The organism is Pseudomonas sp. IT-P171 (assembly GCF_949767765.1).
GTDB classification, from domain to species: Bacteria; Pseudomonadota; Gammaproteobacteria; order Pseudomonadales; family Pseudomonadaceae; genus Aquipseudomonas; species Aquipseudomonas fluorescens_B.
The window spans coordinates 31940-57374 of sequence record NZ_CATKQN010000003.1 but is presented as its reverse complement, the minus strand read 5'-3'; the positions used below and the strand labels follow the sequence as shown (position 1 = coordinate 57374).

Annotated in this window: 19 protein-coding genes; 11 read left to right on the top strand and 8 right to left on the bottom strand. The window is 59.7% G+C overall.

What is annotated here, in order from left to right; all coding sequences use genetic code 11:
* Positions 1-84: 84 nt before the first annotated feature.
* Positions 85-1035, bottom strand: a complete 951-nt coding sequence (locus ACM6I5_RS02485; protein ID WP_414883117.1) for a LysR family transcriptional regulator — start codon at positions 1033-1035, stop codon at positions 85-87.
* 100 nt (positions 1036-1135) lie between these two features.
* Between ACM6I5_RS02485 and ACM6I5_RS02480 the strand changes: the two genes are divergently transcribed.
* The 4 genes from ACM6I5_RS02480 (at position 1136) to guaA (ending at position 5872) form a co-directional block, all read left to right on the top strand.
* The gene (locus ACM6I5_RS02480; protein ID WP_017340300.1) at positions 1136-1903 is read left to right on the top strand and encodes a sulfite exporter TauE/SafE family protein; all 768 of its coding nucleotides are present in this window, start codon (positions 1136-1138) and stop codon (positions 1901-1903) included.
* 155 nt (positions 1904-2058) lie between these two features.
* Positions 2059-2607, top strand: coding sequence for a hypothetical protein (locus ACM6I5_RS02475; RefSeq protein WP_017340299.1), 549 nt, complete (start codon positions 2059-2061; stop codon positions 2605-2607).
* A 117-nt stretch (positions 2608-2724) separates the two neighbouring features.
* Entirely contained in the window at positions 2725-4194 is a 1470-nt protein-coding gene (gene guaB, locus ACM6I5_RS02470; protein WP_017340298.1) for an IMP dehydrogenase, read from the top strand.
* 100 nt (positions 4195-4294) lie between these two features.
* On the top strand, positions 4295-5872 hold the full coding sequence (gene guaA, locus ACM6I5_RS02465) for a glutamine-hydrolyzing GMP synthase (protein WP_017340297.1): 1578 nt from the start codon (positions 4295-4297) through the stop codon (positions 5870-5872).
* A 72-nt stretch (positions 5873-5944) separates the two neighbouring features.
* Here the strand turns inward: guaA and ACM6I5_RS02460 are convergent, their stop codons facing one another.
* Both ACM6I5_RS02460 and treR read right to left on the bottom strand, forming a co-directional pair.
* Entirely contained in the window at positions 5945-9004 is a 3060-nt protein-coding gene (locus ACM6I5_RS02460) for a dermonecrotic toxin domain-containing protein (RefSeq protein WP_414883116.1), read from the bottom strand.
* A 99-nt stretch (positions 9005-9103) separates the two neighbouring features.
* A complete protein-coding gene (gene treR, locus ACM6I5_RS02455; protein ID WP_017340295.1) occupies positions 9104-9808 on the bottom strand; it encodes a trehalose operon repressor in 705 nt (234 codons plus the stop codon).
* 238 nt (positions 9809-10046) lie between these two features.
* Between treR and treP the strand changes: the two genes are divergently transcribed.
* The 7 genes from treP (at position 10047) to tadA (ending at position 19471) form a co-directional block, all read left to right on the top strand.
* Entirely contained in the window at positions 10047-11489 is a 1443-nt protein-coding gene (gene treP, locus ACM6I5_RS02450) for a PTS system trehalose-specific EIIBC component (RefSeq protein ID WP_017340294.1), read from the top strand.
* A gap of 112 nt (positions 11490-11601) precedes the next feature.
* Positions 11602-13251, top strand: a complete 1650-nt coding sequence (gene treC / locus ACM6I5_RS02445; RefSeq protein WP_414879459.1) for an alpha,alpha-phosphotrehalase — start codon at positions 11602-11604, stop codon at positions 13249-13251.
* A 95-nt stretch (positions 13252-13346) separates the two neighbouring features.
* Positions 13347-14570 (top strand): maltoporin, encoded by a 1224-nt coding sequence (locus ACM6I5_RS02440; protein WP_414879460.1) that lies wholly within the window; start codon positions 13347-13349, stop codon positions 14568-14570.
* Positions 14571-14632: 62 nt separating this feature from the next.
* Entirely contained in the window at positions 14633-17167 is a 2535-nt protein-coding gene (ptsP, locus tag ACM6I5_RS02435; RefSeq protein ID WP_414883115.1) for a phosphoenolpyruvate--protein phosphotransferase, read from the top strand.
* 2 nt (positions 17168-17169) lie between these two features.
* Positions 17170-17460 carry a PTS transporter subunit EIIB gene (locus ACM6I5_RS02430; RefSeq protein WP_017340290.1) on the top strand — a complete coding sequence of 97 codons (291 nt, stop codon included), beginning with the start codon at positions 17170-17172 and terminating at the stop codon, positions 17458-17460.
* A 125-nt stretch (positions 17461-17585) separates the two neighbouring features.
* Entirely contained in the window at positions 17586-18962 is a 1377-nt protein-coding gene (locus ACM6I5_RS02425) for a multicopper oxidase family protein (protein WP_414883114.1), read from the top strand.
* The gene (tadA, locus tag ACM6I5_RS02420) at positions 18962-19471 is read left to right on the top strand and encodes a tRNA adenosine(34) deaminase TadA (protein WP_017340288.1); all 510 of its coding nucleotides are present in this window, start codon (positions 18962-18964) and stop codon (positions 19469-19471) included. Before ACM6I5_RS02425 ends, tadA begins: the two co-directional genes overlap by 1 nt.
* A 111-nt stretch (positions 19472-19582) precedes the next feature.
* On the opposite strand, the gene cmoB is transcribed toward tadA, so the two are convergent.
* From cmoB to lon, 5 genes are all read right to left on the bottom strand, one after another.
* Positions 19583-20539, bottom strand: coding sequence for a tRNA 5-methoxyuridine(34)/uridine 5-oxyacetic acid(34) synthase CmoB (gene cmoB / locus ACM6I5_RS02415; protein WP_414883113.1), 957 nt, complete (start codon positions 20537-20539; stop codon positions 19583-19585).
* Positions 20536-21315 carry a carboxy-S-adenosyl-L-methionine synthase CmoA gene (gene cmoA, locus ACM6I5_RS02410; RefSeq protein ID WP_017340286.1) on the bottom strand — a complete coding sequence of 260 codons (780 nt, stop codon included), beginning with the start codon at positions 21313-21315 and terminating at the stop codon, positions 20536-20538. The genes cmoB and cmoA overlap by 4 nt, the downstream gene beginning before the upstream one ends.
* A gap of 218 nt (positions 21316-21533) precedes the next feature.
* A complete protein-coding gene (locus tag ACM6I5_RS02405) occupies positions 21534-22169 on the bottom strand; it encodes a lysoplasmalogenase (protein ID WP_414883112.1) in 636 nt (211 codons plus the stop codon).
* 2 nt (positions 22170-22171) lie between these two features.
* On the bottom strand, positions 22172-22564 hold the full coding sequence (locus tag ACM6I5_RS02400; protein ID WP_017340284.1) for a protease inhibitor I42 family protein: 393 nt from the start codon (positions 22562-22564) through the stop codon (positions 22172-22174).
* Positions 22565-22739: 175 nt separating this feature from the next.
* Positions 22740-25157 (bottom strand): endopeptidase La, encoded by a 2418-nt coding sequence (gene lon, locus ACM6I5_RS02395; protein WP_414879464.1) that lies wholly within the window; start codon positions 25155-25157, stop codon positions 22740-22742.
* Positions 25158-25435 lie beyond the last annotated feature (278 nt).

Genomic DNA, 25435 nt, shown 5'->3' with positions numbered 1-25435 from the left:
GGGCGCAGTTTAAAGGCATTCGCATGCGAATCTCCATGAGCCAACGCAAATCCCCCTGTGTGCGGGCTTGCTCGCGAAAGCGGTTTAACATTCAACCTTCATCTCGACTGACACACCACCTTCGCGAGCAAGCCCGCCCCCACAATGATCTGTGCAGGTGTTGATGAAGTGTTGAACCAGCGTCGTCGGATTCTGGCGGCAGGCGAGGGCGACGGTGCTGTGGCAATCCGGGTCGGCCAAGGGCAGGAAATGAATGTCGGGTGGCGCAATGTCCTGCATCGACTCCGGCAGCAGGGCGATGCCGAACCCGGCCTGAATCAACTGCAGTTGCGTGGTTTTGCGCGACACCACTCGGGCCGCTTTTGGAAAGAAACCCTGACGCATGCACAGCTCGGCGGACAAATAACTCAGCCCGCCGCGTTGGGGATGGGGAATAGAGATAAACGCCTCATCCTTCAGTTGCGCCAGGTCGATGCCCTGAGCGGACTTATCCACAGCCAGCCGGTGATTGGGCGGAACGGCCAGCAGCAATCGTTCGTTGTACAAAGGAGCAATCTGCACGCCTTCACGTTGGCGCAACACCGGCAGGCGCAGCAGCCCGACATCAAGCCGGTTGTCGGCCAACGCTTCAAGTTGCGCTTCGGAAGACAGCTTGGCGATGTCCATGGACACACCGACATGCTGGCTCAAATAGTCGCTGATGCCTCGCAGCAGACGGCCACTCATGGGGACGGTGCTGGAATGGCTTAGGCGCAAGGTGCCGAGTTCTCCATTGCCGACCTGGGTGGCCATCTCGCTGGCTTTGGCCAATTCGTTCAGCAGGTTTCTGGCCCGGGGCAGGAAGGCTTCACCGGCGGCCGTCAGTCGAGGCTGGCGTGCAGTGCGCTCGAACAAGGGTGTTTGCAGGCGGGTTTCCATGTCCTTTATTTGCCGGCTCAACGCTGACTGCGCAACAAACAAACGTTCAGCGGCTGCACTGAAACTCCCGCACTCGGCGATCTCCACGAAGTAACGCAATTGACGGGTTGAAAGCATGAGGCATGCCTTTTTGAGATGAGAGAGGGGCTTTGAAGATATTAGTCGCAAGGCTCCGCGCTGGCTAAAGTCATCACAAGTATTTAATGAAGGCGTGCCGATGAACGCGTTTGAGTTGTTGCACCAATGGCCATTTGGCGCGACGGATTGGCTGGTGATCGGGTTGGGCATTGCCCTGGCTTACATCGTGTTTGGCATTGCCGGGTTCGGTACCGCACTGGTGGCCGGGCCGATTCTGATTCTGTTCATGCCGCTATCGAAGATCGTGCCGTTGCTGGTGCTACTGGATTTTGTCGCGGCGTTCGGCAATCTGCTGCCCTCGCGACGGGATGTGGCCAAGCCGGAACTGCTGCGGCTGCTGCCGTGCATGGCGGTGGGTTGCACGGTGGGTGTGATCTTTCTGCTGAACCTGAAATCCGATCTGTTGTTGCTGTTGATGGGGGTGTTTATCAGCGCCTATGCGGTTTACAGCCTGTGGGTCAAAACCCGCCCGACGCAGTTGTCGGCAGGTTGGGCGGTGCCGATGGGCACGGTCGGCGGGATGTTCGGTGCGCTGTTTGGCAGTGGCGGCTTTTTATATGCGATCTATTTGAACAGTCGGTTACCAAAAGACGCGGCGCGGGCGACCCAAAGCGCTCTGATCAGTTGCAGCACCGTGGTGCGCCTGAGCCTGTTTGCTGTCGCGGGTGTGTACGCCGAGCTACCCTTGTTGATGTTGGCGCTGTGTTTGTTGCCGGCCATGGCGTTGGGGCTGTGGATTGGCCGGCGGCTGACCATGAGATTGTCCCGCGAGGCATTCGTGCGGCTGGTGACCTGGTTGGTGCTGGCCAGCGGGATTGCGTTGGTCGGCCGGTATTTGAGTACTTGACCGGATTTCGTCAGGGATTAAGCTGCCCGCCGCTCCGACGCCTTCGCGGGCAAGCCCGCTCCCACAGTGAGCGGGGTGAACATGATTGTTAAGTCCGCGAAGGCGTCCAACGGTACGCCGCAGAACCCCCATTTCGACGCAGCAGGCTTGCACCCATGAATTCGCAAAGCATCATTGTCCCTAAAATCTCCACGCTGCCGGTGCACGAACCCCGGGCAAGGGCGGTCGTGCGGTGGCTGGTGCGCAAGAACATCGTCAAGGAAGAGCTGACCACCTGCGGCCGAACCGGCAACCGCATGGGCCACGCGATCGCTGACGGTGCCCGTGCCGTGGTCCTGCACCCGGAAGCGTTGCCGTTCGGCGAGCCGATCAATGGTCTCGAGATCATTACCAAACGCTGCATCTACACGCCGGCCAAGGGTTTCCTTGAAGAAGCGGGCTGCGCCGAGTGCCGCAAGGAAGTCGGCGAAGCGCTGTTCGAAAGCCTGGAAGACTGGATGCCGGGGCGCACCGATAACTTCACCTGCCCGGAGTGCGGGCATGAAGACGACATCAACGGCTTTCTTTTCCTGCAGGAGTGTGGCTTTTCCAACCTGGGATTCATTTTCAACAACTGGGCCGAGGCGGGGTTCAAGCAGAGCTTCATCGATGAGTTCGCTGATTGGCTGGATCAACCGGTCAGTTGGGTGAAAGTCGAGTTGTAGGCGGCGACAATCCCCGTATATCAGTAATGCCAATAATAGACAGAGTTTTACATTGAACCCGAGGGGGTGTCTGACTATAATGGCGCGCTTCCATTTTCCCGCTCGGGAGCCCCCGCGATGCTGCGTATCAGCCAAGAAGCTCTGACATTCGACGACATTCTACTAGTGCCTGGTTATTCCGAGGTGCTTCCTAACGAAGTCAGTCTCAAGACCCGCCTTACCCGTGGCATCGAGCTGAATATTCCTCTGGTTTCTGCCGCCATGGACACCGTTACTGAAGCCCGTCTGGCAATTGCCATGGCTCAGGAAGGTGGCATCGGTATCATCCACAAGAACATGACCATCGAGCAGCAAGCTGCCGAAGTGCGCAAGGTCAAGAAGTTCGAAGCCGGCGTGGTCAAGGACCCGATCACCATCGAGGCTGACGCCACGGTTCGTGATCTGTTCGAACTGACCCGCATGCACAACATCTCCGGCGTTCCGGTACTGCACGATGGCGACCTGGTCGGCATCGTCACTTCCCGTGACGTGCGCTTCGAAACCCGTCTGGAAGCCACCGTACGTGAAGTGATGACGCCTAAAGAGCGTCTGGTCACCGTCCGCGAAGGCGCCAACAAGAACGAAGTCCGCGAGTTGCTGCACAAGCACCGCCTGGAAAAAGTCCTGATCGTCGACGACAAATTCGCCCTCAAAGGCATGATGACCGTCAAAGACATCGAGAAAGCCAAGGCTTACCCGCTGGCCAGCAAGGACGATCAAGGTCGTCTGCGAGTTGGCGCTGCGGTCGGCACCGGTAAAGACACCGGTGACCGCGTCGCTGCACTGGTCAATGCCGGCGTTGACGTGGTGGTGGTCGACACCGCACACGGTCACTCCAAAGGCGTGATCGACCGCGTTCGTTGGGTCAAACAGAACTTCCCTGAAGTGCAGGTCATCGGCGGCAACATCGCCACCGGCGCTGCCGCCAAGGCCCTGGCCGAAGCTGGCGCCGACGCCGTCAAGGTCGGTATCGGCCCTGGCTCGATCTGCACCACCCGCATCGTCGCCGGTGTCGGCGTCCCGCAAATCAGTGCCATCGCCAACGTCGCCGCTGCCCTTGAAGGCACTGGCGTTCCGTTGATCGCCGACGGCGGCATCCGTTTCTCCGGTGACCTGTCCAAGGCCATCGTTGCCGGTGCTTCCTGCGTGATGATGGGCTCGATGTTCGCCGGTACTGAAGAAGCGCCGGGCGAGATCGAACTGTTCCAGGGTCGTTCGTACAAGGCTTACCGCGGCATGGGTTCGCTGGGCGCCATGTCCCAGGCCCAGGGTTCCTCCGACCGTTACTTCCAGGACTCCTCCGCGGGTGCCGAGAAGCTGGTTCCGGAAGGCATCGAAGGGCGTGTTCCTTACAAGGGCTCCCTGAGCGCCATCATCCATCAACTGATGGGCGGCCTGCGTTCCTCGATGGGCTACACCGGCAGTGCCGACATCGAAGAGATGCGCACCAAGCCTGAGTTCGTGCGGATCACCGGCGCTGGCATGGCCGAGTCCCACGTCCACGACGTGCAGATCACCAAAGAAGCGCCAAACTACCGCGTAGGTTGAGGCTTCAAGCAAAACGTTAAGTAACCCGGGGCTGTTCGATTCAGCCCCGAGTTGTTTCTGAATCACGACTGTTTCTGAATTACTTAGACGAGACTGAATCATGGCCCTCGACATTCACGCTCACCGCATCCTGATCCTCGATTTCGGTTCCCAGTACACCCAGCTGATTGCCCGCCGCGTGCGTGAAATCGGCGTGTACTGCGAACTGCATCCGTTCGACATGGATGAAGAAGCGATTCGCGAATTCGCTCCAAAAGGCGTCATTCTCGCCGGCGGCCCCGAGTCCGTGCACGTAGCCGACAGTCCGCGCTGCCCGCAAGCCGTATTTGACCTGGGTGTACCGGTCTTCGGTATCTGCTACGGCATGCAGACCATGGCTGAACAGCTGGGTGGCAAGGTTGAAGGTTCCGAACTGCGTGAGTTCGGTTACGCTCGCGTTGACGTGGTCGGCAAGAGCCGCCTGCTCGACGGCATCGAAGACCATATCGACGCCGACGGCCTGTTCGGCCTCGACGTGTGGATGAGCCACGGTGACAAAGTCACCCGGATGCCAGAGGAATTCCACATCCTGGCCAGCACCCCGAGCTGCCCGATTGCCGGCATGTTCGACGACGCTCGCGGCTACTACGGCGTGCAGTTCCACCCGGAAGTGACCCACACCAAACAGGGCGGTCGCATCCTCTCGCGCTTCATCCTCGACATCTGCGGTTGCGAAGCGCTGTGGACGCCGTCGAAGATTGCTGAAGACGCCATCGCTCAGGTTCGCGCCCAGGTCGGCACCGACAACGTCCTGCTCGGCCTGTCCGGCGGTGTGGACTCCTCGGTGGTTGCCGCGCTGCTGCACAAAGCCATCGGCGACCAGTTGACCTGCGTCTTCGTCGACAACGGCCTGCTGCGTCTGCATGAAGGCGAGCAAGTGATGGCCATGTTCGCCGAGAACATGGGCGTCAAGGTGATCCGCGCCAACGCTGAAGACCAGTTCCTGAACAACCTGGCCGGCGAAAGCGATCCAGAGAAAAAGCGCAAGATCATCGGTCGTACCTTCATCGACGTCTTCGATGCCCAGTCCAACAAACTGGACAACATCAAGTACCTCGCCCAAGGCACTATCTACCCGGACGTGATCGAGTCGGCTGGCGCGAAAAGCGGCAAGGCCCACGTGATCAAGTCGCACCACAACGTGGGCGGCCTGCCGGAAGAAATGAACCTCAAGCTGGTTGAACCCCTGCGCGAGCTGTTCAAGGACGAAGTCCGTCGTCTGGGCCTGGAACTCGGCCTGCCGTACGACATGGTCTACCGTCACCCGTTCCCGGGCCCGGGCCTGGGCGTGCGGATCCTCGGTGAAGTGAAGAAGGAATACGCCGACCTGCTGCGTCGCGCCGACCACATCTTCATCGAAGAACTGCGCAAGGCCGACTGGTACCACAAGGTCAGCCAGGCGTTCGTGGTGTTCCAGCCGGTGAAATCCGTTGGCGTTGTAGGCGATGGCCGTCGTTACGCCTGGGTCGTGGCCCTGCGTGCCGTGGAAACCATCGACTTCATGACCGCGCGTTGGGCGCACCTGCCTTACGAACTGCTGGAAACCGTCAGCGGCCGCATCATCAATGAAATCGAAGGCATCTCCCGCGTCACCTACGACGTGTCGAGCAAGCCGCCGGCGACGATTGAGTGGGAATGATCCCGGTCTGATTGATCGTCTGTAACACCCGAAAGGCCCCGTGAATGTGAGTTCACGGGGCTTTTTTTTCGATCAGGCCGCTACAGTGGGCAGGCGTCCTTCCAGCGTCAGGCCCATGCGGTTGAGTGCGTGGACAAGGCTGATCAGATTCGCGTAGGTCACCTGATGCACGGCGGCCCAGGCCGGACGGTCGATGCGGAAGCCGCCATCCGCTGTGCGCTCGATCATCGTTCGCATAATCAGGTTGGTCCGGCTGCGATGGATCAGCGTCAAGGTTTCGTCTGACCTTTCAATGGTAAACATGCCCTGGCGGAACAGTAGCTGATTGATTTGCTGTTGCGTTCTTGGAATGGCCTGAGTCGGCACCTGCAGGCTGATGTCGGCGTACAACGTGTCGACATTGCCGCGCATCTGGGTGGTAACCTCTGCAAAGTCACGGCCTACGTCGATGCCTTGGTCGATGTCCAGGTGCAGGTTCTGGTCAGGGCCCACTTCTTCGATGCGTAAGCCGATCCCTCCCTCTGTTTCGCTGATGCCGGCCATTCCCCTGAACGTGTTGGTACTCTCCTGATCGGTGAGCACCACCCATTTTCCGCCGCCGTTGCGGGCTTGAGTGGCTCGCATGATGGTATGGGTGAGGTAGGTCTTGACGGATTGTCGTGACAGGGCGCGGAAGTTCGAGTCGGTGTGGCGATAGCTTGCCAGGCAATCGGTGGCCTGGATTCGAATGCCGTTCTGTTGGGCTGTCCTGACGACTTCCAGAGGCGTGTACTGTCCGGCAGGATCGCCCGGCAGTTTTTGCAGATACTTTTCCAGCATGCCATGCATCTGCCCGGTATCGGCGAAGTCGTTCAGGTCGACTTGATTGAAGTCGTTGAGCAGCCGATGCATGTAGATCGTCTTGACGCCTTGCCTGGCCAGTGTCGGCATGTTTTCGATCAGGAACCGCATACTGGCGATGCGATCCTGGCTTTCACCGACCACCAGCCCCGGCGCTGCGTCGAATACTTTCTCGATGAGTTCTGTAACGGTGGTGGAGGGTGTGATCACGGGCTGAGTCGGGCGAGGGGGCAGCGAAGCGAAAAAGCCCTCCGGACGCTGGAAACCGGTCGCATCCCTGACCAGTACCGTGCGACGTCCTGCGACGAACTCTTCATAAGGGGTGACCCCTTTGAGATACCCGTTAGGCAACGTGATGATTTTTATGTGAGTCTCTTGCTCTCCCAACGCCAGGAAGTTCAGCGAACGTCCATTGGGGGCGTCGTATCTCGTCAAGTGTTCGACGGAATGACGTGGCCGGACATGGGGGAGCGGCCTGGATGGCCCGGGAACAGGCTTGCTCAGGCCTTTACCGCCACCGGTCAAGCCTCGTTTTGCCGCCAGCTCCCATTCCCCCTCGGCATTCAGGCGTACGGGAATCGATCCGGTAAAGGCATTCGGGTTCTCCGGGTCAATGATGGCCCAGGTTCCGCCGCCGTTGACGTCTGCTTCATAACGCACGTAGTAGGCCTGATCGTTTATCAGGATAGCGTTGGAAGGCTGTGAATCCAGCGTGTAGACACCCTGGAATTTGCCACTGGTGGCCATGGGGTAGCTTTCGAGGATTTCATTGCTTTGCCAGTGTTCCGGCACTTCCAACGCTTGCTCGATTTCATCTGGCAGGGTGGGCAACAGACCCGCTGGCAGAGGACTTTCCTCTGGCTCTACGGGCGCCTGCGGGTCGACGGTTTCTTGCGTATCGAGCGTCTTGTTCAAATCCGCCATCTCGGCCGCTTCTGCCGCTTCTGCCGCCTCGGCCGCCTCGGCCGCCGCCCCGACGTCGTCCAATACGTTGATTTCCTTGAGTAACGGGATATTGAACAGGGTGTTGACGCCGGCGAGCACCGCGCCGATGACCCCCGCCTTGCGTTCCGCTGCCGTCTTGCCATTGACGGCCTTGTCGATGTTCAAACCCATCGCTGCGATGCTGGCTCCGATCACCGGCAGGGCGATCGGCCAGCCGAGTACTGCCAACGGGCCGAAGACCTTCAGGCCGACGGTCAGATAACCCAGCCACAGGTGCTCGCGCATCTGTCCATTGGTCACCAGGGTCAGATTGGCCTCTTCCAGCATCGCGCTCTTGACCGCCTGGCTCTGCCAGGTGAATACGTCACCGCTGAGGGTGATGTCTTTTTGATTGATCAAATGGTGGTCGTACTTGCCCCAGGTACCGACCAGCTGATTCATCAACGGGGTGATGTTGTCCTGCACTTCCTTGCGCACCGACAGCGGGAAATGGGTCATGAACTCGGTACGGGGCTTTTCTTCGTTCATTTGCAGCAACATCCACCAGTGCATGTCCGTCGCTGTCGGGTGCACGTGGAAGGGCTCAGCGGCGCCGGGGACGTACGTGATCTGCCGACCGTTGCTCTCAACGATGCGCAGAATATCGGTGGCGACATGCCCGGCGACATCCAGCGCGCAGACACGAAGATCCGCAGGCGTAGCGGTTTGCGCTTGCAGGGCCGCCAGGGTGATTGGCCAGGATGCGCCATCGACGACGGCCCTGATGGCGGTCTGGAAATCCTCTTCCCCCAGCTGACCGCTTTCGCGGCCCTCGATGGCTTTTCTCAGGTAATTACATTTGGCCAGGGTCCGGTAGTCATCGAAATGGGTGGCCCAGAAGGCATTGAGTTTATGCAGATAGCGCTCACTGAGGTTCTTCTCCCACAGGTCGGCGAGCACCTTGCTGGGGTACATCCGCACTTCATTGGTTTCGTTGTAAATGCTGGCGTCGGCATCCGCGGTGTAAAAACCGCCATTGCTGTTCAGTTCGAGGGCGTCGTCCTGGTCGGTCACGCGGTACCGATGGATCACCAGTTGCGTCAGGGTGAAGGATTCACTGGGTTTTGGCGCGTGCTCCCAACCCAGAAAGGCCTTGCTGCTGCTGGCCGAGACATTGTCGAAGCGATGCCACCAGACCTGATCGGGGTCCAGGTGGGTGATGCCGTGTTTTTGCAGGATTTCACGGGCTACCGCATGGGCTTCCTCCTGCAAACCGGGGCAGGCTGTCACAATGACCGGCGCGATGAGTTTGAGTTTTTCCTGGTCGGCGGCATTGCTTGATACGGGGGTATTTTGTTCGGTGGACATGCTCTCGCTCCTTGAGAAATGGGCAGCGATGATCGCCCGCTTGCTCAAAGGAAGTGCACTACATAGTTATGCCCAAACGCATTTTTCAACCGTGCAGGGTCAGCGCCGTGCCACATCCGAAAAATAGAACTTGTCGAGGGTGTGCCGTGATTCCGTGTACTCGAACTGCCGGCCGTCCTGCAGAAACGTCTGGTTGCTGACCACGATCACATGGCTCTGGCCGTCGAGGTCGAGGTGTTGCTGGTCATCCTTGCTGCAGGGCACGGCTTCGATGGTGCGCTGGGCGTAGGCGATTTGCAGTTGCAGGGTCTGTTCGATGAAGGCGTAGATCGAGTGTTCGGCGATGTCCCGCGAGAGTCCGGGAATGACGTCGCTGACGAAATGGTTGATGTCGAGGATCACTCGTTTTCCATCGATCCGCCGTACGCGTTTGATCCTCGTGATCAGGCTGCCTTCTTCCGCCTTGATATGTTCCAGCAACGCACCTTCGAGCGGGATCTGGCTGAACTCGACCACCTCGGTGCTGACGTTGTTGCCCAATCGCGGATGGGTTTCCTGAAAGCTGACGATGCCACCCAACTGAAATTCGATCGGGTCGGTCGACAACACAAAGGTGCCTTTTCCGTGGACTTTCTGGGCGAAACCGCGCTCCTGTAATTGTTCGATGGCTTTGCGCACGGTGCCGCGACTGGCCTGATAGCTGTCCATCAATTCGGTTTCGGAGGGCAACCGGGCGCCGCGCTCCAGACGTTCGGTCGTGATGCTGGCAAGCAGATCGCTGTAGATCTGGTTGTATTTACTCATGGGGATGGCTCTGTGCCGCAATGTACTCAAGGTTTCGAACCTTAAGGGCAGGGTAGGGGTTTGTCCATGCGGCTTTGGGATTTCAGCATTTGTGAGGGTAGGAAAAATCGCCGCCTGTCGGGTTGTAAATAAACAAATTCAAACTCGTCTGTACGAGTTGTTGATTTAACTCGTACAGACGAGTACTTTTCGCTTCGGCGTGCTGCCAATAACAAAAAACCACAGCGGAAAATCAAGCATGAGCCACGACTATCCGAACATCGTCAGCGAGCTGCTGCAAAGCCTCGGTGGCAGCGACAACCTCGAGCAGGCCGCGCATTGCGTCACGCGCCTGCGCCTTGCCCTCAAGGACCCGAGCCGGGTCAACAGCGCCACGCTTAACCAGATTGATCTGGTCAAAGGCTCATTCTTTACCGGCGGTCTGTTCCAGGTGGTCATCGGTCCCGGCGAGGTGGAGAAGGTTTACGCAGAACTGCGCCAACAAACCGGTCTTGCTGCGTCAACGATCGCCGACGTCAAACAGAAAAGCGCCGACAAGATAAACGCCGTGCAACGTCTGGTGCGGGTGTTTTCCGATGTGTTCATGCCGATCCTGCCGGCGCTGATCATTGCGGGCCTGCTGATGGGCATCAATAACCTCATCGGCGCCAAGGGCATGTTCATCGAAGGCCAGACCCTGCTGGATGCTTACCCCAGGCTTGACGGGCTCTGGAGCCTGATCAACCTGATGGCCAACACGTCGTTCGTGTTCCTGCCTGCATTGGTGGGCTGGTCAGCCGCCAAGCGGTTTGGCGGCAGCGAAATTCTCGGCATCGTGCTCGGCCTGATGCTGGTTCACCCCGACCTGCTCAATGCCTGGAACTACGGCAAGGCCGTCGCAGGTCTCGACGGCCAGAGCCTGCCGTATTTCGACATTCTCGGTTTGTTCCAGATCGAAAAGGTCGGCTATCAGGGGCAGATCCTGCCGATTCTGCTGGCGGCCTACGTGATGAGCGTCATCGAAAAATGGCTGCGGGCGCGAGTGCCTAATGCCGTGCAATTGCTGGTGGTGCCGATCACCACCATCGTGGTCACCGGCGTGCTGGCCCTGGCGGTCATTGGCCCGGTGACCCGGCATCTGGGGATTCTCATCACTGAAGGTGTGGTCACCCTGTTTGATCTGGCGCCGATGGTCGGCGGTGCAATCTTCGGCCTGCTTTACGCGCCCTTGGTGATCACCGGCATGCACCACATGTTTCTCGCGGTCGACTTGCAGCTCATCTCGACCCAGGGCGGCACCTTTATCTGGCCGATGATCGTTATGTCCAACCTCGCCCAAGGCAGCGCGGCGCTCGCAGTGTTCTACATGACCCGTAATGCGCGGGACAAATCCATGGCGTCGACTTCAGCGATTTCGGCCTATTTCGGCATCACCGAACCGGCGATGTTCGGGGTCAACCTGCGCTACAAGTTTCCGTTTTACGCCGCACTGATTGGTTCGGCGCTGGGGTGCATCTTCCTGTCGCTGAACAAGGTCCAGGCATCGGCCATCGGTGTCGGCGGCTTGCCCGGATTTATCTCGATCATCCCGCAGTTCATCCCGATGTTTGTGATCGGAATGATCATCGCCATGGTCGTGCCGTTTGTTTTGACCTGCGGGTTGAGCATGAAGATTGTTCGGCCTGGGTATCGGGTCGCCTGATAGATCGCATCGTCGCACCGCCGCTCCCACATGGAATGCGGTCACCGTGGGAACGGGCTTGCCCGCGAAGAGGCCCGAAAGGCCAGTACAAATCTTACTGAAGGAATCCGCCATGCAAGACTGGCAACGTTCGGTGATTTACCAGATCTACCCGAAGAGTTTTCACAGCCACGCGGGCAACCCCACGGGTGATTTGCTCGGCGTCGTGGCCAAGCTCGATTACCTGCACTGGCTGGGCGTCGATTGCCTGTGGATCACGCCGTTCCTGCGTTCACCCCAGCGCGACAACGGTTACGACATCAGCGATTACTACGCCATCGATCCGAGCTACGGCACCATGGCCGATTGTGATTTGCTGATTGCCGAGGCCGGCAAGCGCGGGATCAAGTTGATGCTCGATATCGTGGTCAACCACACCTCGATCGAACACGCCTGGTTCCAACAGGCCCGCAGCAGTCTCGACAACCCGTACCGTGACTTCTACATCTGGCGCGATCAGCCAAACAACTGGGAATCCAAGTTCGGCGGTTCGGCGTGGGAATACGAGGCGCAGACCGGTCAGTACTTCCTGCACCTGTTCGATCACACCCAGGCCGACCTGAACTGGGACAACCCGAAGGTACGCGCCGAAGTCTTCAAAATGATGCGTTTCTGGCGCGATAAAGGCGTGGGCGGTTTCCGTCTGGACGTGATCAATCTGATCTCGAAACCGGCGGACTTTCCCGACGACGATAGCGACGGCCGACGCTTCTATACCGACGGCCCGAATGTTCACGAATACTTGCAGCAAATGTACCGCGAAGTGTTCGAGGGCCATGACCTGATCAATGTCGGCGAGATGTCGTCTACCAGCCTCGAACACTGCATTCGCTACTCGCGACCGGAGTCGAAGGAGCTGTCGATGACCTTCAATTTCCATCACCTGAAGGTCGATTACCCGAACCTGCAGAAGTGGATTCGCGCTGATTTCGACTTCCTTGAACTCAAGCGCATCCTCTCCGACTGGCAAACCGGCATGCAGGCCGGCGGAGGCTGGAATGCGCTGTTCTGGTGTAATCACGACCAACCGCGGGTGGTCTCGCGGTTTGGTCATGACGGCGAGCATCGTGTGGTGTCGGCGAAGATGCTCGGCACTGCGCTGCATTTTCTCCAGGGCACGCCATTTGTGTATCAGGGCGAAGAACTGGGCATGACCAATCCGGGTTTCGATCACATCGATCAATACCGCGATGTCGAGACCCTGAACATCTTCCGCCTCAAGCGCGAGGCGGGTGCGAGCGATGCCGACAACATGGCGGCGATCATGCAGAAGTCCCGCGACAACGGCCGTACGCCGATGCATTGGAATGGCGAACCGAACGCCGGTTTCAGCGCGGTGGAACCCTGGATCGGCGTGCCGGCCAACTCGGCGCAGATCAACGTCGCCACTCAACTCGACGACCCGGATTCAGTGCTGCATCACTACCGTCTGCTGATCAACTTGCGGCGTACCGAAGCGCTGATGTCCGATGGTATTTACCGTCAGTTGCTGCCTGAGCATGCGCATGTCTGGGCGTATGTACGGGAAGGAAACGGCGAACGTTTGCTGGTACTGAACAACTTCTACGGGACGCCTTGCGAAGTTGAATTGCCGGATGGAGTGATCACCGAACTCATGACCCAGCGCCTGGTCATCTGCAACTACCCGGACTGTCCGCCGCGAAATCGACAGGTGTTTTTACGACCGTATGAATCGTTTGTTTTGCACCTGACCGACCACTAAAAACACCGACTTCGAAAAAACACGCAGAACGCTGCGCGGGGGAGTTTTGCGCGCTGATTTTGCGGAACAACACAATAAAAATAATGGGGTGGTTCTTGAAAACAACAATAAATCGCAGCCTTGTCGCCGCGAGTGTCTGCCTGGCATTGCCTTGGTCGGCCCATGCGCTGGAGTTCGGCGGTTACCTGCGCAGCGGTGTCGGGACATCGGTCAACAGTGGTAAACAACAGTGTTTCCAGCTGCCCGGAGCACAGACCAAATACCGCCTCGGTAACGAGTGCGAGCACTATGGGGAACTGGAACTTCGTCAGGACGTGTACACCCTGGATGACGGTTCGGTGCTCAGTGTCGATGGCATGGCCTCGCTGTATAACCAATACGACAAGGACCTGACGTTAAAGGGCGACAACGGCTCGGTGCGCCTGCCGCAGCTGTACGGGCAATGGTCGAACATGCCCGGCCTCAACGGCGGCTCGCTGTGGGCCGGTCGACGCTATTACAAACGGAACGACATCCACATTTCCGACTTTTACTACTGGAACCAGAGCGCCACCGGCGGCGGCATCGAGGACGTGCTGATCGGCGATCTGAAATACAGCTACGCCTTTTCGCGCAAGGACAACCTGTACCAGAAGGATTACATCAATCGTCACGACTTCAACGTGGCTGGATTCAATACCAACCCCGGTGGTGAGCTGGAGTTTGGCCTGAGCTACATCGACAAACCTGACAGCCGCGATGCTCATCGCGGCTGGGCAATCACCACCCAGCATGTGCAAAAGGGTTTTCTGGGCGGCAAGAACAAACTGGCTTTCCAGTATGGCGAAGGCCCAGGCACCGGATTGGGTTATACCGGTAACGTAAAGCTGGACGACAGCAACAAAAGTTACCGGGTGGTGGAGTTCTTCGACTGGCAAGTGACGCCACGATTTGGTGGGCAGGTCGAGGCGGTTTACCAGAAAGACATTCGCCCGGACGGTGCCGACCAGAACTGGATTTCCCTGGGGATTCGCCCTGCGTACGCGATCACCGAGCAGTTCAAACTGGTGACCGAACTGGGCCACGATCAGGTCGACGCCACGGGTGGCACGCGCAAACTGAGCAAGTTCACCTTCGCCCCGACCTGGTCGCCCAAGGGCCCTGAATTCTGGGCGCGACCCGAAGTGCGCTTGTATTACACCTATGCCAGCTGGAACGAGGCGGCCAAGCGTGCGGCCAATGAACTGGCAGCGGGTTCAGCGTTGTCCGACACCGGAGCCTTCGGCACAGCGCGGCACGGTGCGAACGTCGGATTGCAGGTCGAGTACTGGTGGAAATAAGCGATGCTGTCGGGGCGTCGCGCTCCATCGGCACTTCAAAGAACAAAACAGCAGGTGACGTCATGGCCATACCCCAACAATTGCAGCTCCACGCCCCCCTGTCCGGCGTACTGATGCCTCTGGACCTTGTGCCCGATCCGGTGTTTTCCAGCCGGATCATCGGCGATGGGCTGTGCATCGATCCGGCTTCAACAACATTGTGTGCGCCGCTGGCGGGGGTTGTCAGCAATGTGCAGGCCAGTGGGCATGCGGTGAGCATCACCAATGAAAATGGCGTGCAGGTGTTGATGCATATCGGGCTCGACACGGTGAACCTTGCCGGGAAAGGGTTCACGCGATTGGTGGAGGAGGGGCAGCAGGTTGACGTCGGGCAGGCGCTGATCGAGTTCGATGCCGATTTTGTTGCGTTGAATGCACGCAGCCTGCTGACCTTGATGCTGGTGGTCAGCGGCGAGCCGTTCACTTGGCTGGCGGCGCAAACGGGGTGGGTAGACAGTGGTCAGCCGCTGCTGGGGTTGAACGCTGTCGAGCAGACAGCGGGTGTGTCCGTGGCGCAAGAGGGCGAGGCGCTGTTCTCCAAACCGGTGACGTTACCCAACCTGAACGGTTTGCACGCCCGTCCTGCGGCGGTGTTCGCCCAGGCGGCGAAAGGGTTCTCGGCCAGCATTCATCTGCATAAACAGCAGGCGAGTGCGAACGCGAAATCCCTGGTGGCGATCATGGCGCTGCAGACAGCTCACCACGACGTTGTGCAAGTCAGTGCGGTCGGCCCGGATGCCGAGGCGGCGATCAAGACGCTGGCGGAGCTGCTGGCCGCGGGTTGTGGCGAGACAGTGACTGTGATGGCGGATGTTGCGCCGGTGCCTCTGGAGATTTCATCGCCCAAGGTGCTGCGTGGGGTGTGTGCTTCGGCGGGGGCGGCATTTGGCCAGGTGGTGCAGATCGCCGAGCAGGCCCTTGTGGTGAGCGAATGGGGTGAGGGTTCGCAGGTTGAGCGCGATCATCTGTCCGCCGCGTTGACCGAGGCCATTTCAGCTTTGCAGCAGATGCGCGACAACGCCGCGGGCGATGCCCAGGCAGAGATTTTCAGGGCTCATCAGGAACTGCTCGAAGACCCGGGTTTGTTGGAAGTGGCTCAGGTGCTGATCGACGAAGGCAAAAGTGCCGGATTCGCCTGGCGCGCGGCCACCGAATCGACAGCGACCTTGTTCAAAAGCCTGGGCAATGCGTTGCTGGCCGAACGGGCGGCAGACCTGGCCGATGTCAGTCAGAGAGTGCTCAAGTTGCTACTCGGCGTGCGGGAACGCGAGCTGGAGTTGCCTGATGGGGCCATCCTGATTGCTGAACAACTGACGCCGTCCCAGACCGCCGGGCTTGATACCCGAAAGGTGCTGGGTTTTGCCACGGTCGGTGGTGGCGCCACCAGCCACGTCGCGATCCTGGCGCGGGCATTCGGTTTGCCGGCGATTTGCGGGTTGCCGGTGCAAGTGCTGGCGCTGGTCAACGGCACCCAGGTGTTGCTCGATGCCGATAAGGGAGAGTTGCAGATCGACCCGGACCTGGCCGCCATCGAACACCTTCAAGCCAGACGCAAGCTTGCACAGCAACGCCAACACCAGGAGTTGGCGCAGGCGTCACTGGCTGCCTGTACCCGCGACGGACACCCTGTCGAGGTGACGGCCAACATCGCTTCGCTGGCGGAAGCCGAACAGGCCATGGCGCTGGGAGGGGCGGGTGTCGGTTTGCTGCGTTCGGAGTTTCTCTATCTGGATCGCCATCATGCGCCGAGCCATGACGAGCAGGCATCCACCTACAGCGCCATCGCCCGAGCCCTCGGGCCTGCACGGAACCTGGTGGTGCGCACCCTGGATGTTGGCGGTGACAAGCCGTTGGCCTACGTCCCGATGGACAGTGAAACCAACCCTTTTCTGGGTGTGCGCGGGATTCGTCTGTGCCTGGAGCGTCCGCAACTGTTGCGCGATCAATTCAAGGCAATCCTGAGTTGTGCGGGCCAGACCCGTTTGCACCTCATGCTGCCGATGGTGACGCAACTGTCGGAGTTGCGTGTGGCCCGGCAACTGCTCGAAGAGGAGGCGCTGGCCCTGGGCCTCACGGAACTGCCGAAGCTGGGGATCATGATCGAAGTGCCAGCGGCCGCGTTGATGGCGGACCTGTTTGCGCCCGAAGTGGATTTTTTCTCCATCGGCACCAACGACCTGACCCAATACACCCTGGCCATGGACCGTGATCATCCGCGGCTCGCCAGTCAGGCTGACAGTTTTCATCCCGCGGTGCTTCGACTGATCGCCAGCACCGTGAAAGCCGCTCATGCCCACGGCAAGTGGGTGGGCGTTTGCGGCGCGCTGGCCTCGGAAACCTTGGCCACGCCGCTCTTGCTGGGCCTGGGGGTGGACGAGTTATCGGTGAGTGTGCCGTTGATTCCGGCGGTCAAAGCGACGGTTCGCACAGTGGACCTGGTGGATTGCCAGGCCATCGCCCAACAGGTCCTGGGCCTGGAAAGTGCCGGACAAGTGCGCGAGGCCTTGCGGCTGTATTGCGACGCGGCGGTCGAAACCTCATTGGTGATGGAGAACTGAACATGTTCGAGAAAATGCAGCAGGCATTCTGGAAAGCCTTGACGCCGGACCTGATCGTGGATGAACCGAAGGTGGCTGTGCCATCGGTGCCTGGCCTGGCAGCGAATGTGGTGGCCGCGTTGGGTGGTGTGGATAACCTCACGTCGCAGCAGCCTGTGGCGCTGACCCGGGTTCGCGTGGAATTGCGCGACGTGGGGCGGATGAATCGGCAGGCGTTGAATCTGGCCGGTGTGCCCGGCGTCATGATGCTGGAGGGCGGGGTGGTGCACCTGATCATTGGCCTTCAGCCATAACCGATCTTTCGCCACCGATGATGTGCGTCTCTCGGTCGCCCTTACTGTTTCTCATCCGCAGGTGTATCGTATTCGCCTTTTGCAGGTCTGCGGACCTGTCGCTGATACGTGAGGTAGTTGAGTTCATGTCCTTTACCCGTCGCCAAATCCTCGGTGGCCTGGCCGGTCTTGTTGTCGTTGGCGTCGGTGTGGGGGGCGCGTCGCGGTACTGGCTGGGCAAGATGGCCGATGCCGATGCGGGCCACGACTATGAGCTGATCGCCGCGCCGCTGGACGTCGAACTGGTGGCCGGGCACAAGACCGAAGCCTGGGCGTTCGGCCCATCGGCGCCGGGCACCGAGTTGCGGGTTCGTCAGGGTGAATGGCTGCGGGTGCGTTTCATCAATCACCTGCCGGTGGCGACCACCATTCACTGGCATGGCATCCGTTTGCCACTGGAAATGGATGGCGTGCCCTACGTGTCGCAACTGCCGGTGCTGCCGGGTGAATACTTCGATTACAAATTCCGCGTGCCGGATGCCGGCAGCTATTGGTATCACCCGCACGTGAACAGCAGCGAAGAACTCGGTCGCGGGCTGGTTGGCCCATTGATCGTCGAAGAACGCGAGCCGACCGGTTTCAAGTACGAAAAGACTCTGAGCCTCAAGAGCTGGCACGTTGATGAAGAAGGTGCGTTCGTCGCGTTCAGTATTCCTCGCGAGGCGGCCCGAGGCGGCACGGCGGGGCGCCTGTCGACCATCAATGGTGTCGCGCAAGCGGTGATCGACTTGCCCGCCGGGCAGATCACCCGCGTGCGTCTGCTCAATCTCGACAATACGCTGACCTATCGCCTCAACATCCCCGGCGTCGAAGCGCAGATCTACGCGCTGGATGGCAATCCTGTCGAGCCACGTCCGCTGGGCAAGGAGTACTGGCTTGGCCCGGGCATGCGTATTTGCCTGGCGATCAAGGCGCCGCCGGCCGGCGAAGAATTATCACTGCGCAACGGCCCGGTGCGTTTGGGCACATTCCGCTCAGTGGCGAACAGCGATGCACCGACCCAGTGGCCGCCCGCATTGCCCGCCAACCCGGTGGCCGAGCCGGACCTGGCCAATGCCGAGAAACTCAACTTCAATTTCGAATGGGTCGGCTCGGTGTCGGTCAACGTCGACAACGGCAAGCCGCCAAGCCTGTGGCAGATCAACGGCAAGGCCTGGGACATCACCGACAAGACCTGCGCCGACCGCCCGATTGCCAAGCTCGAGAAGGGCAAGAGCTACATTTTTGAATTGAAAAACATGACTCAGTATCAGCACCCGATTCACCTGCATGGCATGAGCTTCAAGGTCATTGCCTCGAACCGGCACAAGGTCATCCCGTATTTCACCGACACGTACCTGCTGGGCAAGAACGAGCGTGCACAAGTGGCGCTGGTGGCGGATAACCCTGGGGTGTGGATGTTCCATTGCCATGTGATCGACCACATGGAAACCGGCCTGATGGCCGCCATCGAGGTGGCGTGATGCGACAGATTCGTCCCGCAGCGATCATTGACCGCAGTCGTGATCGCGACTTCATGCGCGAAGCCCTGGCGCTGGCCGCTCAAGGCGCGGCGCTGGGTGAAGTGCCGGTGGGCGCGGTGCTGGTGCAGGACGGTGAAATCATCGGTCGAGGCTTCAACTGTCCGATCAGCGGCAACGACCCGAGTGCGCATGCCGAGATGGTCGCCATCCGCGCCGCGGCGTTGGCGGCCAGCAATTATCGCCTGCCGGGCAGTACGCTGTACGTGACGCTTGAGCCGTGCAGCATGTGCGCCGGGCTGATCGTGCATTCGCGGATTGCGCGGGTGGTGTATGGCGCGCTGGAGCCCAAGGCGGGGATTGTGCAGAGCCAGGGACAGTTCTTCACCCAAGGCTTTTTGAATCATCGGGTGTTGTATGAGGGCGGTGTGTTGGCGGAAGAATGCGGGGCGGTTTTGAGCGAGTTCTTCAAGGCCCGAAGAGCCAAGCCTTCAGACTCAACACAAAACTAATCTGGGGGCTTGCTGGCGAATGCAGATTAACATTCAACAGATCTGTTGACTGATCCACCGCTTTCGCGAGCAAGCCCCACATTTTGATCTCCAGTGGCAGGGAGCTGGTGTTTACTTGCGGGCGACGATGACAGCACGCATCGGCGCCGGCAGCCCTTCAATCGTCTTGCTGTGGTCTTCCGGATCGAGGAAATCACTCAACGACTGATACTTCATCCACTCCGTCCCGCGCTGTTCCTCGACGGTCGTCACGCTGACATCCACGCACTTCACGTCCGTGAAGCCGGCACGCCGCAACCAGAGCATAAGCGCCGGCACCGACGGCAAAAACCACACGTTACGCATCTGCGCGTAACGATCTTCCGGCACCAGCACCTGCTGCTGATCGCCTTCGATCACCAGCGTTTCCAGCACCAGTTCACCGCCCTTGACCAGGCAGTCCTTCAAGGCCAGCAAATGCTCGATCGGTGAGCGGCGGTGATAGAACACGCCCATGGAAAACACCGTGTCGAAGCCTTCGAGCTCTGGTGGCAGGTCTTCGAAGGGGAAGGGCAGGTGCCAGGCATTGGGCTCGGACAAATAGCGCTGAACGGCCTGGAATTGGCAGAAGAACAGCCAATTGGGATCGACGCCGATCACGCTGTCTGCACCGGCGCCAAGCATGCGCCACATGTAGTATCCGTTGCCGCAACCGACATCGAGGATGCATTTGCCCTTCAGGTCCAGATGCGGAGCAACGCGCGACCACTTCCAGTCCGAACGCCATTCAGTGTCGACGTGAACGCCAAACAGATCGAACGGACCCTTACGCCACGGCGACAAACCCATCAGCGCCGTACGCATTTGCGCACGGGTTGCATCGTCGCAATCTGTGTCCAGGCTCAGGCCGTTGAGCAAGTCGACCTCGCTCGGCTGGATCTTCGGCAAGGCGTCCAGCGCACTTTGCCAGCGCTCAAGGTCGCCATGGCCCTTTTCCATTTTCTTGTCGAGTTGCGCTTGCAAGGTATTGGCCCAGTCGGCCAGCGGTGTGCCGGCCAGACGGTGGGCGAGAGGGGACAGATCAATCATGGCAAGGCAATCAACGAGGCAAAGTTAAGACACTGGAACCACGGCACGACTTTCGAAAACCCGGCGGCCAGCAGGCGCTCGCGGTGTTCTTCGAGGCTGTCGGGCTTCATGACGTTTTCGATGGCGCTACGCTTCTGGGCGATTTCCAGTTCGCTGTAGCCGTTGGCGCGTTTGAACGCGACGTGCAGGTCGGTGAGGAGCGCGTGCTCTTCGGGGTCGTTGAAGCGCAGCTTCTCCGAGAGGATCAACGCGCCGCCGGGCAACAGCGATTGGCGGATGCGACTCAGTAGCGCGGTACGCTGCTCGGGGGCGATGAATTGCAGCGTGAAGTTCAGCGCCACTACCGAAGCTGGCTGGAATTGCAAAGCGAGGATGTCGCCTTCGATCACTTCGACCGGCAGCAATTCCTGGAACATCGAGTCCTGGCCGTTGAGGTACTCGCGGCAGCGCTCGACCATCGCCACGGAGTTATCCACAGCGATGACGCGGCAGCCATCGGTGCGCACGTGACGGCGCAACGCCTGAGTCACTGCGCCGAGGGACGAGCCGAGGTCGTAGAGCACGCTGTTGGGCTGGGCGAATTGCGCAGCGAGCACGCCGAGGTTTTCAACGATGGTCGGATAGCCGGGCACCGAGCGCTTGATCATGTCCGGGAACACCCGCACCACGTCCTCGTTAAAGGCGAAGTCGGGCACCTGGGCCAAAGGCTGGGCGAAAAGGCGATCGGGTTCTTTGCTCACGGCGGTTCCAGCGGCGTAGGTGGAAAAGGCCGGCATTTTAGCCAACTTGGCGCGGGGATGCGCGGGTTGTCTGATAAACCGCCTGGCTCATGCAGTTTGAGTGGTGAAAGGGCTGTTGTGGCGAGGGAGCTTGCTCCCGCTCGGCTGCGCAGCAGCCCCAAAACCATTCAATCGCGTTTCAATCGATGCACCGGAGTAGCCGGGTTTGCGACTGCTGCGCAGCCGAGCGGGAGCAAGCTCCCTCGCCACAGGGATCAGCGTTGTTTTTGAGAAAACGCCGACGCCGTAATCCCCCATTGCCCCAGCCAATAGCTGAGGATGATCACGTAGGGCGCGGCATGAAACGGCGCGACAAATCGATTGATGCCAATCACGCTATCGGAAAACACAAACGCCAGCGCACCGGCCGCCGCCAGCAGCGCCGAGCGTTTCGGCACATCGGTGCCCAGACGAGCCAGCGCCCGCCAAAGCATCGCACTGATGGCCAGGCCGTAGACGATCACCGGGATCAGCAGCGGGCCCAGACCATTGGCAATCAAAATCCCCAGCAGCAAAGCGCCAACGCCCAGCGCGATGATCAATGGCAACACCGCCAATCGTCGGCAATCACTCAAATACGCTTTCAGATACGCCAGATGCGCGACCAAAAACGCCCCGAGGCCGAACACGAACAAATCCCCCGGCCACGCCAGCAACACATCGCCGAGCAGGGAAAAAATCAGGCCCAGGCTGATCCAGCGCCGATATTCGCTGGGCGGCGCGTCGTGCAGCCAGCCGAGCAAGGCCAGCACGGGCAGCGGTTTGACCAGCAGGCAAAGCAACGCAGCATGCACGCTCAGGCCGTAGAGAAAAGTCACCGCGCCCATCATCGCCAGAATCAGCCAGCCCACGATCAGTTAACCGAAATCGCGCAGTCGAAGGTTTCCACCGCCGGCACTTCCGGGGCCCAAGGCTGTTGCGAAGTCAGGCGCAAGCGCCCCGAACCGGCGGCAAACGCCTGAAAGCGCCAGGTGGATACGCCGGCCGCACCCACGACACCGGCATCTTCCGGGTTGCGATACACCTCCGGCCCCAGCGAGCGCAATACGCCACCGGCCGAATCCTGGATCGCCCAACGGTAACCCGTGGTCGGGTTGCTCGGCAGGGTCAGGATCAGGTTTTGCCCACTGGTGAGTTTCACCGGGCATTCGCTTTGTTTTTCCACGGTCACGTTCTGTTTCGGTTGCGTGGCGCAGGCGGCCAGCAAAGCGAGGGCGAGGGGGACAAACAAGCGGGTGGGGGACATAAGGTCAGTGGCTCCGGCATTCACGACGAACGGCGAGCATAACTGAAGATGAGACAAATTGTGACGGGAGGAGCTACGGGCGCGATCCTCTGGTACCTGTTTAGCGCCCGTAGATGTAGGAATAAGAGTAGTTCGCCAGCACACTTGCAGTGCATGCATGATGGCGAACATCCTGTCAGAACAAAATTTTCGCCACATCCGCAAAACGCTTGGCGAAATGCACGGTAATCCCTTCCTTCAGGTAATCCGGCAACTCATCAAAGCTTCCACGGTTAGGCTCCGGCAAGATCAATTCAAAAATTTTCTGCCGCCGCGCCGCAATGACCTTTTCACGCACCCCGCCAATCGGCAAGACATGCCCGGTCAGCGTCAGTTCGCCGGTCATGGCCACGCCTTTTTTCGGCGGCTGATTGCGTGCAAGCGAAAGCAAGGCACTGGCCATGGTCACGCCGGCACTTGGGCCGTCTTTCGGAGTGGCGCCTTCCGGGACGTGCAGGTGGACGAAGGCTTCGTCGAAGAACTTCGGATCCCCGCCAAACGACTTCAGGTTGGAGCTGACATAGCTGTAGGCGATTTCCGCCGACTCTTTCATCACGTCGCCCAGTTGCCCGGTGAGTTTGAAGCCCCGGTTGAGCGTGTGAATCCGCGTCGCTTCGATCGGCAGGGTCGCGCCGCCCATACTGGTCCAGGCCAGGCCTGTGATCACACCGGTACCCGACAGCACTTGCTCGTTACGGAACACCGGATGACCGAGTGAGGCTTCGAGGTCTTTCGGCCCGATTTTGATCACCGCTTTCGGTTCGTCGATCAACTTCACCACGGCCTTACGCACCAGTTTGCCCAGTTGTTTTTCCAACTGGCGCACCCCGGCCTCACGGGCGTAGCCATCGATCAGGGCTTTCAAGGCACTGTCACTGATGGCCAGGCTGCCTTTCGACACGCCGGCCTTCTCCAGTTGCTTGGGCCACAAGTGGCGCTTGGCAATGGCGATTTTTTCTTCGGTGATGTAACCCGACAGGCGGATCACTTCCATCCGGTCCAGCAACGGGCCGGGGATTGAATCGAGGGTGTTGGCAGTGCAGACGAACAGCACTTTCGACAGGTCCAGACGCAGGTCCAGGTAGTGGTCGAGGAATTCGACGTTCTGTTCCGGGTCGAGGGTTTCCAGCAGCGCCGAGGCCGGGTCGCCCTGGTAGCTCTGGCCCATCTTGTCGATCTCGTCGAGCATGATCACCGGGTTCATCACTTCGACGTCTTTCAACGCCTGCACCAGTTTGCCCGGTTGCGCGCCGATGTAGGTGCGGCGGTGGCCCTTGATCTCGGCTTCGTCGCGCATGCCGCCGAGGCTGAAACGATAGAACGGCCGGCCAAGGGATTCGGCGATGGATTTACCGACGCTGGTCTTGCCCACGCCGGGCGGACCCACCAACAGCACGATGGAGCCGCTGATTTCACCTTTATAGGCACCGACCGCGAGGAATTCGAGGATGCGGTCCTTGATGTCGTCCAGGCCGGCGTGGTGTTTGTCCAGGACCTTGCGCGCGTGCTTGAGGTCGAGTTTGTCCTCGCCGTACACGCCCCATGGCACCGAGGTGGCCCAGTCGAGGTAGTTGCGGGTGACCGCGTACTCCGGCGACCCGGTTTCGAGGATCGACAGCTTGTTCATTTCCTCTTCGATGCGTTTTTGCGCTTGCGTCGACAGGACCTTGCCTTCCAGACGCTGCTCGAACTGTTCGATGTCAGCGCTGCGGTCATCTTTGGTCAGGCCCAGCTCTTGCTGGATGACCTTCAGTTGTTCCTTGAGGAAGAACTCGCGCTGGTGCTCACCGATCTTGCGGTTCACTTCGGCGGAAATCTCTTTTTGCAGACGCGCGACTTCGACTTCCTTGCGCAGCATCGGCAGGACTTTCTCCATGCGCTTGAGCATCGGCACGCAGTCGAGCACTTCCTGCAACTCGCTGCCAGTCGCCGAGGTCAGGGCGGCGGCGAAGTCGGTCAGGGGTGACGGATCGTTGGGGCTGAAGCGGTTGAGGTAGTTTTTCAGCTCTTCGCTGTACAGCGGGTTGAGCGGCAGCAGTTCCTTGATCGCGTTGATCAGCGCCATGCCGTAGGCCTTGACCTCATCGGTCGGCTCGGTCGGCTGGTGCGGGTATTCGACTTCCACCAGGTACGGCGGGCGATGGTGCTTGAGCCAGGTGCGGATGCGCACGCGGGTCAGGCCCTGGGCGACGAATTGCAGTTTGCCGTTTTCGCGGCTGGCGTGATGCACCTTGACCAGCGTGCCGTAGAGGGGCAGGGCCGAGGTGTCGAAATGACGCGGGTCTTCCTGGGGCGTGTCCATGTAGAACAGGGCCAGGGAGTGGTGATCGGATTTGCTCACCAGATCCAGCGTTTCAGCCCACGGTTCTTCATTGACGATGACCGGCAGCACCTGGGCCGGGAAGAACGGGCGGTTGTGGATCGGGATGATGTAGACCTTGTCCGGCAGGTTCTGGCCGGGCAGGGCGAGGCCTTTGCCGGTGGAGTGGTGTTCGGCGTTCTCGGGGTCGGCGTACTCGCTCGGGTCTTCGGGGAATTCTTGCTGGTCGCTCATGGGGCACCTGCGCAATGGGGTATGGGTCTTAGATGGGGCAGGTGGGGGGTGGTTTCAATGGCAGGCGATTGTCAGCGGGTATTTCGTGATCGGCGTTCAGGTTTTAACAGGCTGATTTTTGGCTGGGTGATGAATCGTGAATCGGTGCCTCTCTCTGAGGTTAGTCACTGCATACCGTGTATCGGAAAATGATCCCATCCTGTTACTTCTGACAGTTGTTAGAAATGTAAGCAAAGGATTTGATACGGCTTCCATATAAAACATTCAAGGACTCTTAC